The organism is Rathayibacter sp. VKM Ac-2754 (assembly GCF_009807095.1).
In the GTDB taxonomy this organism is placed as follows: domain Bacteria; phylum Actinomycetota; class Actinomycetes; order Actinomycetales; family Microbacteriaceae; genus Rathayibacter.
Genome location: NZ_WUCC01000009.1, coordinates 140,932 through 155,286, shown reverse-complemented (window position 1 = coordinate 155,286; position 14,355 = coordinate 140,932). Strand labels below are relative to the sequence as shown.

Here is a 14,355-nt window from a genome sequence, read left to right as displayed (position 1 = left end):
GCGTATCGAGCGGCGAAGCCGCGATGCGTCTCGGTGGTGAGGGAAAAGAGGGCGCTCGTCGCCCTCCATGCTGGTCGAGTAGCCCCGCAGGGGCGTATCGAGACCCGCGAGCGTCAGCAGATCGGGCTTCTGATCTGGACTTCTGGCGCTGGTGGATCTCGATACGCCCGCTGCGCGGGCTACTCGATCAGCAAGGCAGCGACCACACGCAGGAGGTCACTTTTCCTAGGAGACCCACCAGCGTCAGCAGGTCAGGCTCCGGGCCTTGCCGTCTGACGGACGTGGATCTCGATACGCCCGCTGCGCGGGCTGCGGGCTCGATCAGCAGGCACGGCCGAGAACGTAGGATGACGGGGATGACGATCGGACGCCGCACCTTCCTGTCGGGAGCCGCCACGGGCGTCGGCCTCCTGGTCCTCGCGGGGTGCACGCCGCCGCGCCCGACGCCGACGCGCTCGGTCACGAAGGCGCCCGTCCCGACGGTGAGCACGACCGCCGTCCCGACGCCCGCCGCGTTCGTGCGCTCCGCCTGGGGCACCGACCCGTACTCGCTGGGCTCCGTCTCGTACCTGCCCGTCGGAGCGACGCCCGAGCACCGCGACGACCTCGCGCAGAACGTGCTCGACCGGCTGTTCTTCGCGGGCGAGGCCACCGACACCGAGGCGCCGGCGACGCTGCAGGGGGCCTGGAACTCCGGCGTGCGCGCGGCGGGCGAGATCGCCGCGATCGCGGCCGACGGCGAGCGCATCGCGATCATCGGCGCGGGGCTGGCCGGCGCGATCGCGGCGCGGCGCCTCCTCGACGCCGGCTACGACGTGACCCTCGTCGAGGCGCGCGACCGCGTCGGCGGCCGCATCGCGACCTCGACGCCCGACGGCTGGCCGATCGCCGTCGACACCGGCGCCTGGGCGCTGACCGAGGCCGGCCCGGCGCTGCGCGAGAGCGTGCTCGACGCGGGGATCTCCCTCTCGGCCATCGACCTCGCGACCGTCCGCTCGGTGGCCGCCGACGGCGGTGACCTCGACGTGCAGACCACCGGCCCCGAGGCCCTGACCCGCGCTCTCGAGTGGGGCGCCGAGCAGCAGGAGGACCTGCCCCTGACCGAGGCCTTCGCGGGCTCGGGCGCCCCCGACCCGGCGAGCGCGGAGCCGGGCGGCGGCGACGGCGACGCCGAGCGGGTGGCCGCCTACCTCGCCGGGAGCGCCGCCCTGCGCACGGGCGCCGCGACCGCCGAGCTGTCGGCCTGGTACGGGCTGGGCGACGCGTCGGCCGCGACCACCGCGGAGGATCTCAGCGACGCCTCCGACAGCAGCCTGACGGACGGACTCGCGCCCCTCGTCGAGACCCTGCTCGAGGACGTCGAGGTGTCGCTGCGCGCCGTCGTCAGCGGCATCGGCTACGACGAGGACGGCGCGAGCGTGCGTCTGGCGACGGGGGAGTCGTTCACCGCCGACCGCGTCCTGATCACCGTGCCGATCGGAGTGCTGCAGACCGACGCGATCGCCTTCGACCCCGCCCTGCCGTTCGCGCACCGGGCGGCGATCGCGGCGCTGGGCTCGGGAGTGGTCGACTCGCTCTGGCTGCGCTTCGACGAGCCGTTCTGGGACGTCGAGGCCGTGACCGCCTCGCGCTGGTCGCTCGTGGGGTCCGAGGCGGGCATCACCGAGTGGGTGAACCTGCAGCCGGTCACGGGGGAGGCCGTCCTCGTCGGAGTGTTCGGGGCCGATCAGGCGCTGTCGCTGCAGGCGCTGAGCGACGACGAGCTGCTCACGGTCGCGCAGACGGCGCTGGAGCCGTTCGCCGCCGTCTCCGGCTGACGAGTTCGCGCAGCCTCGCCAGCGGGCCCCGCCACTCCGTGCTGCGCGCGGCGCCGAGGGGGCGCACCCGGCTGAGGGCGACGACGAAGGCCGCGATGCCCGAGATGAGGCCGAGCACGATCACGTCGTAGAGCACGAAGGCGACCGGCCCGTCGACCTGACCCGGGTCGAGGAAGAAGTAGGGGTACCAGCCGATCAGCGCGCCGCGGACGAGGGTGATCACGCCCCAGACGATCGGGAAGCCGAGGACGGTGAGGGCCGAGCGCCAGCGCACCGGGTGCCGCCCCGGCCCGAGGAGCCAGTCGAGCAGGGCGATCGTCGGGATGACGAAGTGCAGGAGCGCGCTCGACCAGGGCACGTCGACCCGCACCCCGCGGTTGTTGGCCTCGACCGCGATGAGCCCGAAGACGATGCCCGAGACGACGATGTAGGTCAGCACCAGCGCGCGGAGGCTGCTGAGCCAGCGCGGCTCGCGCTCGCGGGCGAGGCCGAGGAGGCCCGAGAGGCCGAGCACGACGACTCCGGCCATGTTCGACTGCGTCGTGAAGTAGGCGAAGAAGTTGTCGATCTGGAAGGCGCGGAAGCCCAGCGTGTAGAAGAAGTCGGCGACGAGGCCCACGGCGCCCAGGCCCGCGAGTGCGAGTCGGAGGATCGCGAACGTCTTCCGCACACCGCTCCGATCCGTCGCACCCCGCCCGGCGGGCCGGACCATCGTGCGATTCTACGGTCGCCCCGCTCGGAGCTCCCTCCCGCAAGGGGGCCGTGCGCTCTCCGACCAGCGACGGACGCGGAGGAGGGATCGCCGACGTAGCGTCGGAGGATGACGCGATCGGACGAGGGCGCACCCAGGGGGCAGCAGGCCGCGTTCATGGTGCTCGGAGGCGTGTTCCTCGCGGTGTGCGCCGTGCTCGTCCTCACCGGGAACTCGGCCTGGATCGCGTTCCTCCCGGTCGGGATCACCTTCTTCGCGATCGGCGCCGCGGGGCGACCGGGCGAGCCGGCCGAGGCGGACTCCCCTCCGCCCTCCGAGGAGCCCGACGGCGTCGCGTCGGACGCCCCCGGGCGCTGAACGCACCGCGCGTCGGGCGACCGGGATACCGTGCACTATGCCGTTCACGCCGAGCCACGCCGTCGTCGCTCTCGCGTTCTCGAACGGGCGCATCCCGGCCGCCGCGGTGGCCGTCGGCGCGATGGTGCCCGATGTCGGCCTCTACCTGCCGGTGCGCTGGGCGCGGGAGTCGACCCACTCGCTCCTCGGCGTCGTGACGGTCGATCTGCTCCTCGGCGCGCTCGGCCTCCTGCTCTGGAGCGTGCTGCTCGCGCCTGCCTGGCGCGACCTCGCCCCGTGGATCGTGCGGGTCCGCCTCCGCCCGCCCCCGCGGCGACCGCGGGGCGCCCGCGCGTGGACCGTGACGCTGCTGCTCGCGGCGGCGGGCCTGGTGATCGGATCGGCCAGCCACGTGCTCTGGGACGGCTTCACCCACCTGGGCGGGCCGTTCGTCGCGGCGGCGCCCTTCCTGCAGCAGCAGTTCGGCCCGTTCCCCGGCTACAAGTGGGCGCAGTACGCGAGCGGGGTGCTGGGTCTGCTCGGCCTCGCGATCGGAGCGGCGGTCTGGTACGTCACACGGCGGCCGCATCCGATCAAGGAGGACGGCCGAGGGCCGGCCAGGCTCGCCGCGTGGACGGCCGTGCTCGCGGCGGCGATCGTGCCGGCCGGGATCGTGCTCGCGGGGACCGGTCTCGACCCGTTCGAGGAGGAGTACCGCTCGTACGTGGTCGACGCGGCGATCCTCGTGGTCAGCTGGACCGCCGTCGCGCTCGTCGTCGTGGCGCTGCTGTGGCGGCTCGCGGGCCTGCCGGTGCCTCGTCCTGAAGCAGGAGCGGATCCGTCGTGAGGAGGATGCGCAGGTGCATAGCCCGCCGATACCGTCGAGGTGGCCCGTTGGGGCGGGCCGCCTTCGGGGGAAGGCACAAGGGGAAATCGAGGGCCCGCAGGCTGAGCCGCGGGCCCTCTACCTCTGCCCGGGAGCTCCTCCCGGAGGCCGCCGGTCAGCGGCGCTTGGCGCGGTTGCGCGCGGCGGCGGAGGGTCGCTCCTGCGGCCGCCGCGGCGCGCCCTCGCCGGCGGCGCCCTTCGGCAGCACCGAGGCGGGCGGGATCGGGCGGCGCGTGACCGGGCGGACCGGCTCGCCGCGGCGGGCCTGACCGGGGATGGGGCGCGACCGGCGCCCGTAGATCACCTCGGAGGAGTCGAGCAGCCACGGCACCAGCGCCACGGTCACGCCGTGCACGAGCAGGAGCTTCTGCCGGATGCGGCGCGACTTGTGGTTGTGCAGCGGCGTCTCCCACCAGTGCCCGACGATGTACTGCGGCATGTAGACGGTGATTATCTCGGACCCGTGCTCGAGGCGGTGCGCCTTGATGTACTTGATCAGCGGGTAGGAGATGTCGCGGTAGGGCGAGGCGATGCAGCGCAGCGGCACCTCGATGTCCATGCTCGCCCAGTCGGCCTTGAGCTGCGCGGTCTGCGCGTCGTCGATGGAGGAGTGGATCGCCTCGAGGCTCTCGTGCCGCGCGGCGATCGCGTAGTCGAGCGCCTTCAGGGTCGGCTTGTTCATCCGGCCGACGAGCACGATCGCGTGGTCGCCGTTGGCGCCGAAGGTCGTGGTCGGGTCGACCTCGATCTCCTTCTCGACGTCGCGGTAGTAGCGGTACACGCCCGCCATCAGGAAGCCGAGGATCGGCATCACGAGGTAGACGAGCCAGGCGCCGTGGGTGAACTTGGTGATCGTGACGACGACGAGCACCGCGAAGGTGAGGGTGGCGCCGAACAGGTTGATGCCGAGGCTGGTGTAGACGGTGCGCGAGCCCTCGCCGTTCCTGATCATCCGGATCCAGTGCTTCACCATCCCCGACTGGCCGAGGGTGAACGAGACGAAGACGCCGATGATGTACAGCTGCACCAGGCTCGTCAGCGAGGCCTGGTAGACGAGCAGGATGATGGCGGCGACCAGCGCCAGGATGATCACTCCGTTGGAGTAGATCAGGCGGTCGCCGCGGGTGTTCAGCGACTTGGGCGCGTAGCCGTCGCGGGCGAGGACGGAGCCGAGCAGCGGGAAGCCGTTGAACGCCGTGTTGGCGGCCAGCAGCAGCACCGCGGCGGTCGCGGCCTGGATCACGAAGAAGAGGATCGTGTTGTTGCCGAAGGTGGCGGCGGCGACCTGCGCGATCACCGAGCGCTGGGGAGTCGTCTCGCAGTTCGCGAAGCCGACCAGGTCGCAGGCGCGCTCTGCGTAGTGCACGTCCGAGAGCAGTGCCAGCGCGGTGAGCCCGACGAAGAGGGTGATCGCGATCGTGCCCATCGCGACGAGGGTGCGCTGCGCGTTCTTGACCTTGGGCACGCGGAACGCGGGGACGCCGTTCGAGATGGCCTCGACTCCGGTCAGCGCGGCGCACCCGCTCGCGAAGGAGCGCAGGAGGAGGAGGACGACCGCGGCCTGCGTCAGCTGCTCGCCCTCGACGGTGAAGCCGGCCGACTCGGCGACCGGGGTGTCGCCGAAGGCGGTGCGGGCGAGTCCGACGACGACCATCACGAAGACGCTCGCGACGAAGAGGTAGGTGGGGACGGCGAAGGCCTTGCTCGACTCCGAGACGCCGCGGAGGTTGACGGCCGCCAGGAGCACCACGAACAGGATCGCGAGCTCGACTCGCAGCGGCGCGAGCTCGGGCACGGCCGAGATGATGTTGTCCACTCCCGAGGCGACCGAGACCGCCACCGTGAGGACGTAGTCGACGAGGAGCGCCGCGGCGACCGTGAGGCCGGCCGTCTCGCCGATGTTGGTGCGGGCGACCTCGTAGTCGCCGCCTCCCGAGGGGTAGGCCTTGATGAGCTGCCGGTAGCTCAGGACGACCACGACGAGCAGGACGACCACGCAGGCCGCGACCCACGGGGCGAAGGTGAGGAAGGAGAGGCCGCCGAGCATCAGGATCATCAGCAGCTCCTGCGGCGCGTAGGCCACGGAGGAGAGCGGGTCGCTGGCGAAGATGGGGAGCGCGAGGCGCTTGGGCAGCAGCTGCCCCTCGAGCTTGTCGCTGGGCAGCGGCTCGCCGATGAAGAAGTGCTTCGCGGTGCGGAGCTCGTTCGGGTCGGTGGGTAATTCCTCCGCGTCGGACGGCGGCGCCTCGTGTGTCACGAGCGACGACACTACTCCGCGCAAAGGGGGAGTCAAGCCGCGTGGACGCGGGGCGAACGGCGGCTGAACCCGCGCTGTGACCGGGGGTTTCGCGGGCGGGTCGACCGGGTCGCGCGGAAGGGTCATCATTTGTGGGACAGGGGGGCAAATGACCCCCGTACTGGGGCCACCCCAGATGCTGTGAAATCACCCGAAGTCTGTTGGAGTCGAGAGCGAGTCACTCCGACGGGGGGAGCGGGCGCGGTTCAGGCCGTCACCGCACGGAGAGACCCGCACTCCACGCCGCCTCCCGGCGCCTACCCGAGTCCCGCAGCAGCGGCGCGGGCGCCCTGTCCGTGCGCCCTCGATTCCTCGCACTCCACCACCGAACCGTCGGCCGAGACGCCGACAGAATCGACGGAACCCGTGTCCTCCCTTCGCACCGCTCCGGCCTCCGCGCCGCCGGCCCGATCCCTGCTCCGCCGAGCCGCGGGCCTCGCGACGGCGCTCGCCGTGGTCGGCGGCCTCGCCCTCGCCGGCTCCGCCCCCGCCCAGGCCGCCTCCGGCCGCTACCTCGTCACCGTCGACTCCAAGTCGGTCTCGCAGCAGCTCGTCTCGGCTCTCGGCATCGCCGACGAGATCCAGTACGACGGAGGCGTCGCCGGATTCACCGCGACCCTCACCGATCGCCAGAAGGCGCTCCTCGAGGCCGACTCGCGGATCCTCGGCGTCGCCTCGGCCGACCAGGTCGTCGAGGGCCAGGCCCAGACGATCCCCTCGCACGTGCTCACGGCGGAGGCCGACAAGGCTCCCGTGCGCGCGGGCGACGGAGTGACGAACTACTCCGGCCCGGCCGTCGCGGTCATCGACTCCGGCGTCAGCGCCCACCCCGACTACAACCTCGCCCAGCAGATCAACTGCTTCGGGTCCGGCACCGCCGCCGACGCCAACGGTCACGGCACCGGCGTCTCGGGCTACATGGCCGCCCTCGACAACGGCTCGGGAACGGTCGGCGTCGCCCCCGGCGCTCCCGTCTACTCCGTCCGTGCGCTCGACGCGAACAACCGCGGCACCACCGCGACCCTGATGTGCGCCCTCGACTGGGTGTCGGCCAACGCCGCGAAGTACAACATCAAGGTCGTCAACATGTCGCTCGCGACCTACGGCACCGACGACGGCAACTGCGGCCGCTCGAACGGCGACGTGATCCACCAGGCGATCTGCGACCTCGAGAGCAAGGGCGTCGTCACCGTCGGCTCGGCCGGCAACACCTCCGAGGACCTCGCGGGCTGGATCCCCGCCGCCTACGACGAGACCCTCGCCGTGACGAACTTCGCGAACTACGACGGCAAGCCCGGCGGACTCGCCTCGATCCCGTGCGCGTCGATCACCACCAAGGACGACACCGTCGCGGTCAACAGCAACTTCGCCGTCTCGGCCGCCGACCAGAAGCACACCATCGCCGCTCCGGGCATGTGCCCGTACACCACCAAGAAGGGCGGCTCGTACGCGTACATCCAGTCCGGCACGAGCATGGCGGCCGCGGCCGTCAGCGGCGTCGTCCTCGACTGCCTGAGCTCCGGTGGATCCTGCGTCGGCAAGACCCCGACGCAGATCCGCGCCCAGGTCATCGCGCAGGCGAAGGCCGCCACGACCCGCGGCCGCACCTTCCAGGGCGACCCGACGCGCGCGACCGCCGGCCGCTACTTCGGCTACGGCGTGAGCACCCTCCCGACCGGCACCGTGACGGAGCCGACCACGCCGCCCACGACGCCGCCGACCACTCCTCCCACCACGCCGCCGACGACGCCTCCCACCACGGCGCCTCCGACCACGCCGCCCACCACGCCTCCGACGACGGCGCCCGACACCCAGAAGCCCACGGTCGCGATCACCTCGCCGGCCTCGGGCACGACGGTCACCGGCTCCATCCGACTGGTGGCCTCCGCGAGCGACAACGTCGGAGTGACGGCGGTCGCGTTCTACGCGGGATCGACGAAGCTCGGCAACGGCGTGAAGCAGTCGAACGGCACGTGGACGCTCTCGGCGAGCTCCGCCTCGTACCCGAACGGCAGCTACCAGGTGACGGCCAAGGCCCAGGACAAGGCCGGGAACCTCACGACCAGTGCAGCCGTCACGCTGCGCGTCGCCAACTGAGACGGTGTTCTCTTAGCCAAGAAAGAAGGGGAGGTGGGGGATGTGCCGTGTGCACACCCCCCACCTCCCCTTCTTTCTTGGCCGCTCCTCTCCTGGGGGGAGGGGGGAGGGGGGAGGGGGCTGGTTCTCTCCCCCTTGCTGATCGAGTAGCGCGCGCAGCGGGCGTATCGAGATCCCTGTCCGTCAGAAGGGCGGGGCAGAAGCTCGATCCGCTGAAGCCGGTGGGTCTCGATACGCCGCCTGCGGCGGCTACTCGACCAGCAGGGGAGGAGGGGCCGATTCTTCGGAGGAAGTGTCCCGATGCGGGAGGCCCCTCTGCTGACGCGGGTGGGGTCGGGGGCCGCTCTTCGGAAGGATCAGAAGTGCACGTCCCCATTCGGGGGTAACTCTTTTGCGGGGGGATGGGCAGAGGATGGGGCATGAGCCGTCTGCGTCCCGATTCCAGCCGTGTCGTCCAGTACTCCCGCTTCGGAGGGGCTGACGTCCTCGAGATCGCGGAGGTCGAGAGGCCGAAGCCCGGGGCGGGCGAGGTGCTCGTCGAGGTCCTCTCGGCGGGGGTGAACCACATGGAGGCGTTCATCCGGCAGGGGATGTTCGACTCCGACCACTCCGCTGTCTTCCCCATGCGGCAGGGCACCGACCTGGCCGGCACGGTCGTCGCGCTCGGCGATGGCGTCACCGATCTGAAGCTGCGCAGCGAGGTGGTGGGCCACGCGCTCGTCGGCTCGCACGCGACCCACGTCGTCGTGCCCCGCGAGAACCTGGTCGCGAAGCCGGCCTCGGTCAGCTGGGAGGTGGGCGGCGCCCTCTTCCTCGCGGGGGTCACCGCCTGGCGCGCTCTCGAGGCGGTCCGCGTGCGCGAGGGCGACACCGTCGTGGTGTCGGCCGCGGCCGGCGGAGTCGGCAGCCTCGAGATCCAGCTCGCGAAGCTCCGCGGAGCGACGGTGCTCGGCACGTGCGGCGAGCGCAACTTCGACTACCTCCGCCAGATCGGCGTGAAGCCCATCGTCTACGGCGACGGGATCGCCGACCGAATCCGAGCCGCGGCTCCGAACGGCGTGACCGCGTTCCTCGACAACTTCGGCGGCGACAACGCCGCGCTCGCGCAGGAGCTCGGCATCGAGCCCGGCCGCTTCCACTCCAGCGACGACCGCAAGGAGATCGAGCTGCGGGCCGTCTGGCCCGACCCCGAGACGGCGCGACGCGACACCGAGATCCTCGGCGAGCTGGTGACGCTGGTCGGGGCGCAGAAGCTGCGGGTGCTGGTCTCGGGCTTCTACCCGTTCGACCACATCCAGGACGCGTTCGACGACCTCGAGAAGCGGCACTCCCGCGGCAAGATCGTCCTCGGCATGAACCCCGTCGACTCCGCCCGCGTGACGAAGGCGCGCGACGTGCACGAGTCCCGCGCCTAGCGCCTCGCCGCCGGGCACCGCCGCGCCGCCAGAATGGTCCCCGGAGGCGCGCGGTGCGCCGGAGAAGGGGAGCCGCCGTGGAGGAACCGGTCGTCGCGATCATCTGGATCGTCTCGTTCGTCGTCGTCACCGTGATCGTGACGGGCCTCTCGGGGCGGGCGGGCTGGTCGGCTCCGGTCGCGTTAGTGCTCGTGGGGGCGCTGATCTCGTTCGTGCCCGGGATCCCCGAGGTGGTGGTCGAGCCCGACGTGGTCCTCTACGGGATCCTGCCGCCGCTGCTCTACGCGGCGGCCATCCGCACCTCCGTGCTCGACGTCCGGGCCCGCGGCGACAGCATCCTGCTGCTCTCGGTGGGGCTCGTGGTCTTCACGGTGCTGGTCGTCGGTGCGGTGGCGTGGGCCGTCGTCCCGGCGATCTCGATCGCCGCCGCCCTCGCGTTCGGGGCGATCGTGGCGCCGACCGACGCGGTGGCGGTGACGGCGATCGCGGGGCGGCTCCGCCTCCCTCGGCGCATGCTCACGGTGCTCGAGGGCGAGAGCCTGCTCAACGACGCGACGGCGCTGGTCGCGCTGAACGCCTCCCTGCTCGCGATCGTGAGCACGGTGACGCCCGGCGGCATCGCGCTCGACTTCGTGCTGGCCGTCGTGGTCGGCGCGGGAGTGGGCGTCGTCATCGCCGTCGTGCTCGGATTCATCCGCAAGCAGGTGCAGTCGTCGGTGCTCGACACGAGCCTCTCGCTGGTGACGCCCTACGTCGCCTTCATCCCGGCGCAGCTGCTGCACGGCTCCGGAGTGCTCGCGGTGGTCGTCGCCGGGCTCTTCCTCGGCTTCCGCTCGCCGGTGATCCAGTCCGCGCAGGCGCGCATCGCGGAGTCGCTGAACTGGCGCACGATCCAGTTCCTGCTCGAGAACGCGGTGTTCCTGTTCATCGGGCTGAGCCTCTCCTCCGTCGTCGGTGCGACCGCCGACTCGGGCATCGGGGTCGGGGAGACGGTGGGCATCAGTGCGGCGATCCTCGCGGCGCTCATCGGCAGTCGCGTGCTGTGGATGTGCATGACGACGATGCTGTTCCGGCACGGACCGCGGCGGCTCCAGCAGCGCGGCTGGACCTGGCCGACCGCGATCGGGGTCTCGTTCGCGGGGATCCGCGGAGTGGTGACGCTGGCCGCGGCCTTCCTGCTGCCCGAGGAGACTCCGCAGCGGGCGTTCCTCCAGTTCCTCGCCTTCGTGGTCGTGGCCGGCACGCTCGTGGAGGGGCTCGCCCTGCCGCGCCTCGTCCGCGCGCTCGAGCTGCCGCCTCCGAACGAGATGCAGGAGCACGTCGAGAAGCAGATGCTGCTCGCCGAGGCGCAGACCGCCGGCCTCGCGCGACTCGACCAGGAGCCGCAGGACGGAGTCGAGGAGCGGGTGCTGGACCGGCTGCGGCGGAACGCGACGTTCCTCGCCGACGCACTCGAGAACCCTCCGGCCGACGGCGAGCCGCTCACCCGCTCGTACAACCGGCTGCGCCGCGTGATGATCGAGGCCGAGCGGGAGGCGGTGCTCAAGGCCCGCGCGGAGGGGCGCTACCAGGAGCCGGCGGTGGTCAGTGCGCTGGCGTTCCTCGACGTCGAGGAGGAGGCGCTGGCGGTCGGTCGGCAGTGAGTGCCGCACTGGCCCGTCGGGATAGAATCCTATAGGATCGATGCTGTTCGGCTGCAGGGCCGCACGACTCGATGATGAGGAGCACCGCGCGCATGACCCGACTCTGGAACGAACCGGCCGACTTCGCCGACGACATGGTGGACGGCTTCGTCCGCGCCAACGGCCGCTGGGTCCGCAAGGTCGTCGGAGGCGTCTCGCGCTCGACCCGCTCCGAGGAGCCCGAGGTCGCCGTGGTCATCGGAGGCGGCTCCGGCCACTACCCCGCGTTCGCAGGCCTCGTCGGCCCGGGGCTCGCGCACGGCGCCGCGATGGGCAACCTCTTCGCCTCGCCGTCGGCGCACCAGGTCGAGAGCGTCGTCCGCGCGAGCGAGCAGGGCCGCGGCGTGCTGCTCAGCTACGGCAACTACGCCGGCGACGTGCTGCACTTCACCGCCGCGCAGGACGTGGTGCGCGCCGAGGGAATCGACTGCCGCACCGTCACCGTCACCGACGACATCTTCAGCGCCCCGCCCGCCGAGGCGCACAAGCGCCGCGGGATCGCGGGAGACCTCACCGTCTTCAAGGTCGCGGGCGCCGCGGCCGCCGCCGGCTACGACATCGACGGGGTCGAGCGCGTCGCCGTCGCGGCCAACGACCGCTCCCGCTCGCTCGGCGTCGCCTTCACCGGCTGCACGCTGCCGGGAGCGGAGGAGCCGCTCTTCACGGTCCCCGAGGGACGGATGGCCGTCGGCCTCGGCATCCACGGCGAGCCCGGCATCGACGAGGTCGACATCCCGAGCGCGGCCGAGCTGGGCGAGCTGTTCGTCACCCACCTGCTCGCCGACGCCGAGATCCCCGAGGGCGTCTCGATCGACGGAGCGCGCGTCGTGCCGGTGCTCAACGGTCTCGGCTCGGTGAAGAGCGAGGAGCTCTTCGTCGTCTACAGCACGATCGCCGACCTCCTCGAGGCGCGCGGCGTGACCCTCGTCGACCCGCAGGTCGGCGAGTTCTGCACCAGCTTCGACATGGCGGGCGTCTCGCTCACCCTCTTCTGGGTCGACGACGAGCTCGAGACGCTGTGGGCCGCTCCGAGCGACACCCCGGCCTACCGCACGGGGTCGGTCGACGGCGGGGCGCTCGTGGCGGTCGCCGCCTCGAGTGACGAGATCGCGGAGGAGGAGCTGCCCGAGTCGACGGAGGAGTCCCGCGCCGCCGCGGTCGTGCTGGCCTCGGCGCTCGACGCCGTCCGCGCGGTGATCGACGCGAACGCCGACGAGCTCGGGCGCCTCGACTCCATCGCAGGAGACGGCGACCACGGCATCGGCATGAAGCGCGGCGCCCGGGCCGCAGCGGAGGAGGCCGCGTCGGTGCTCGAGCGCGGCGCCGGCGCGCAGTCGCTCCTGGCCCGCGCCGGCGACGCTTGGTCGGACCGGGCCGGCGGAACCTCCGGAGCGCTCTGGGGCGTCATCCTGAACACGCTCGGCGGTGCTCTCGGCGACGACCGCGCCGTGACCGCGCAGGACGTCAGCGCCGGCGCGACCGCCGCCTCCGACGCAGTGCGCGAGTACGGCAAGGCGACGATCGGCGACAAGACGATGGTCGACGCGCTCGTTCCGTTCGTGAACACCCTGGCCGAGCGGGTCTCGGCGGGCGAAGCGCTCGCCTCCGCCTGGACCACCGCCGCCGGTAGTGCCCGCGCCGCCGCCGACGCAACCTCCGACCTCATGCCCGGCCTCGGGAGGGCGCGCTCGCACGGCGAGAAGTCGCTCGGCACCCCCGACCCCGGAGCGATCTCGTTCGCGCTGATCGTCGAGACGATCGCCGCGCAGCTGACCGACACCACCGCCTCGACGAAGGAGACCCCGTGAGCACCACCTGGAGGATCGTCATCGGATCCGACGACGCCGGCTACGACTACAAGGAGATCCTCAAGCGCGATCTCGAGGCCGACGACCGCGTCGTCTCGGTGGTCGACGTCGGAGTCGACGCCGACGGGCACACCGCCTATCCGACCGTCGCGACCACCGCGGCCGAGAGGGTGGCGCGCGGCGAGGCCGACCGGGCCCTGCTGATCTGCGGCACCGGCCTCGGAGTCGCGATCGCGGCGAACAAGGTGCCGGGCATCCGCGCGGTGACCGCCCACGACAGCTACTCGGTCGAGCGGAGCGTGCTCTCGAACGACGCGCAGGTGCTCTGCATGGGCCAGCGCGTGGTCGGCATCGAGCTCGCGCGCCGCAACGTGCGCGAGTGGCTCGGCTACGTGTTCGACACGTCGAGCGCCTCGGCCGAGAAGGTCGCCGAGATCGTCGCGTACGAGAAGGCCTAGCCCTTCTCGGGGACGGGCGCCCGCGACTGCGTATGCTGGCGTCCTCCCCCACCGACTACACCGCGAGGCCCCTGATGACCGACCCCGTGTTCCGCCTCCCCGGTTCGGAGTCGATCGAACGGCGGGGCCTGCGCGACCACGTCTACGACCGCGTGCTCGACGTGCTCCTCGGCCCCGGCATCGAGCCGGGCATGCGGCTGTCGATCGACGCCGTCGCGCGGGAGCTCGGCGTCTCGCCGACGCCCGTGCGGGAGGCGCTCGTGCAGCTCGAGCGCACCGGCCTCGTCACGCGCGTGGCCAACAAGGGCTACCGGGTCGCGCCTCCGCTCGCCGACGACCAGCTCGACGCCCTGTTCGACGCGCGACTCGTGCTCGAGAGCGGCGCCGCGGCGCTCGCCTCGGCCCACGAGGCGGCGCTCGTGCCGCGGCTGCAGCAGGCGCTCATCGAGCACGAGGAGATGACCGCGGTGGTGCGCGCCGCCTCCTCCGCGGGGGAGCTGCCGGTCGAGCTGCTGCGGGAGTACTTCGCGGTCGACTGGAACTTCCACCACCTCATCTTCGAGGGGACGCACAATCCGTTCCTGATCGACATGTCGGACGCGATCTCGACGCGGGTGCACCGCATGCGGCAGACGGTGCAGACCGGCATCAGCGACGCCGATGACGCCGTCATCGAGCACCGCGCGATCGTCGACGCGTTCGCCGAGGGCCCCGAGGCCGCCGCGGCGGCGATGCGCTCGCACATCGAGCGCGTCCGCGAGCGCTCGCGGCGCGACTCCGTGCGCTGAGCGGGCCGGCGCCGCGCAGGACCGCCGGAATTCATGCTGGTCGAGTAGCCGCCCGAGGCG

Annotated in this window: 11 protein-coding genes; 9 read left to right on the top strand and 2 right to left on the bottom strand. The window is 72.1% G+C overall.

The window, feature by feature from the left end; genetic code table 11:
- Nucleotides 1-356 precede the first annotated feature (356 nt).
- Nucleotides 357-1,817, top strand: coding sequence for an NAD(P)/FAD-dependent oxidoreductase (locus tag GRS92_RS15165; protein ID WP_159987803.1), 1,461 nt, complete (start codon nt 357-359; stop codon nt 1,815-1,817).
- Here GRS92_RS15165 and GRS92_RS15160 read toward each other — a convergent pair.
- Nucleotides 1,768-2,529 carry a Pr6Pr family membrane protein gene (locus GRS92_RS15160; RefSeq protein WP_159857891.1) on the bottom strand — a complete coding sequence of 254 codons (762 nt, stop codon included), beginning with the start codon at nt 2,527-2,529 and terminating at the stop codon, nt 1,768-1,770. The genes GRS92_RS15165 and GRS92_RS15160 overlap by 50 nt on opposite strands.
- 108 nt (nt 2,530-2,637) lie before the next feature.
- On the opposite strand from GRS92_RS15160, the gene GRS92_RS15155 reads away from it, so the two are divergent.
- Nucleotides 2,638-2,886 (top strand): hypothetical protein, encoded by a 249-nt coding sequence (locus tag GRS92_RS15155; RefSeq protein WP_159857889.1) that lies wholly within the window; start codon nt 2,638-2,640, stop codon nt 2,884-2,886.
- A 37-nt stretch (nt 2,887-2,923) separates the two neighbouring features.
- Nucleotides 2,924-3,712 (top strand): DUF4184 family protein, encoded by a 789-nt coding sequence (locus GRS92_RS15150; protein WP_159857887.1) that lies wholly within the window; start codon nt 2,924-2,926, stop codon nt 3,710-3,712.
- 154 nt (nt 3,713-3,866) lie between these two features.
- On the opposite strand, the gene GRS92_RS15145 is transcribed toward GRS92_RS15150, so the two are convergent.
- Nucleotides 3,867-5,927 (bottom strand): APC family permease, encoded by a 2,061-nt coding sequence (locus GRS92_RS15145; protein ID WP_235022056.1) that lies wholly within the window; start codon nt 5,925-5,927, stop codon nt 3,867-3,869.
- Nucleotides 5,928-6,413: 486 nt separating this feature from the next.
- Here GRS92_RS15145 and GRS92_RS15140 point away from each other — a divergent pair, with 486 nt between their 5' ends.
- The 6 genes from GRS92_RS15140 (at nt 6,414) to GRS92_RS15115 (ending at nt 14,295) form a co-directional block, all read left to right on the top strand.
- Nucleotides 6,414-8,144 carry an Ig-like domain-containing protein gene (locus GRS92_RS15140; RefSeq protein WP_159857883.1) on the top strand — a complete coding sequence of 577 codons (1,731 nt, stop codon included), beginning with the start codon at nt 6,414-6,416 and terminating at the stop codon, nt 8,142-8,144.
- A gap of 419 nt (nt 8,145-8,563) precedes the next feature.
- A complete protein-coding gene (locus tag GRS92_RS15135; RefSeq protein ID WP_159857881.1) occupies nt 8,564-9,559 on the top strand; it encodes an NADP-dependent oxidoreductase in 996 nt (331 codons plus the stop codon).
- 77 nt (nt 9,560-9,636) lie between these two features.
- Entirely contained in the window at nt 9,637-11,202 is a 1,566-nt protein-coding gene (locus GRS92_RS15130; protein WP_159857879.1) for a cation:proton antiporter, read from the top strand.
- Between the two features lie 92 nt (nt 11,203-11,294).
- Nucleotides 11,295-13,049 (top strand): dihydroxyacetone kinase family protein, encoded by a 1,755-nt coding sequence (locus tag GRS92_RS15125; protein WP_159857877.1) that lies wholly within the window; start codon nt 11,295-11,297, stop codon nt 13,047-13,049.
- Nucleotides 13,046-13,507 (top strand): ribose-5-phosphate isomerase, encoded by a 462-nt coding sequence (locus GRS92_RS15120; RefSeq protein ID WP_159857875.1) that lies wholly within the window; start codon nt 13,046-13,048, stop codon nt 13,505-13,507. The genes GRS92_RS15125 and GRS92_RS15120 overlap by 4 nt, the downstream gene beginning before the upstream one ends.
- Before the next feature lie 74 nt (nt 13,508-13,581).
- The gene (locus tag GRS92_RS15115) at nt 13,582-14,295 is read left to right on the top strand and encodes a GntR family transcriptional regulator (RefSeq protein ID WP_159857873.1); all 714 of its coding nucleotides are present in this window, start codon (nt 13,582-13,584) and stop codon (nt 14,293-14,295) included.
- Nucleotides 14,296-14,355 lie beyond the last annotated feature (60 nt).

Excerpts from the sequence above, each read along its gene's own strand:
- GRS92_RS15135 (WP_159857881.1), top strand. The coding sequence starts at position 8,564 with ATGAGCCGTCTGCGTCCCGATTCCAGCCGTGTCGTCCAGTACTCCCGC.
- GRS92_RS15150 (WP_159857887.1), top strand. The coding sequence starts at position 2,924 with ATGCCGTTCACGCCGAGCCACGCCGTCGTCGCTCTCGCGTTCTCGAAC.
- GRS92_RS15160 (WP_159857891.1), bottom strand. The coding sequence starts at position 2,529 with ATGGTCCGGCCCGCCGGGCGGGGTGCGACGGATCGGAGCGGTGTGCGG.
- GRS92_RS15125 (WP_159857877.1), top strand. The coding sequence starts at position 11,295 with ATGACCCGACTCTGGAACGAACCGGCCGACTTCGCCGACGACATGGTG.
- GRS92_RS15115 (WP_159857873.1), top strand. The coding sequence starts at position 13,582 with ATGACCGACCCCGTGTTCCGCCTCCCCGGTTCGGAGTCGATCGAACGG.
- GRS92_RS15155 (WP_159857889.1), top strand. The coding sequence starts at position 2,638 with ATGACGCGATCGGACGAGGGCGCACCCAGGGGGCAGCAGGCCGCGTTC.
- GRS92_RS15165 (WP_159987803.1), top strand. The coding sequence starts at position 357 with ATGACGATCGGACGCCGCACCTTCCTGTCGGGAGCCGCCACGGGCGTC.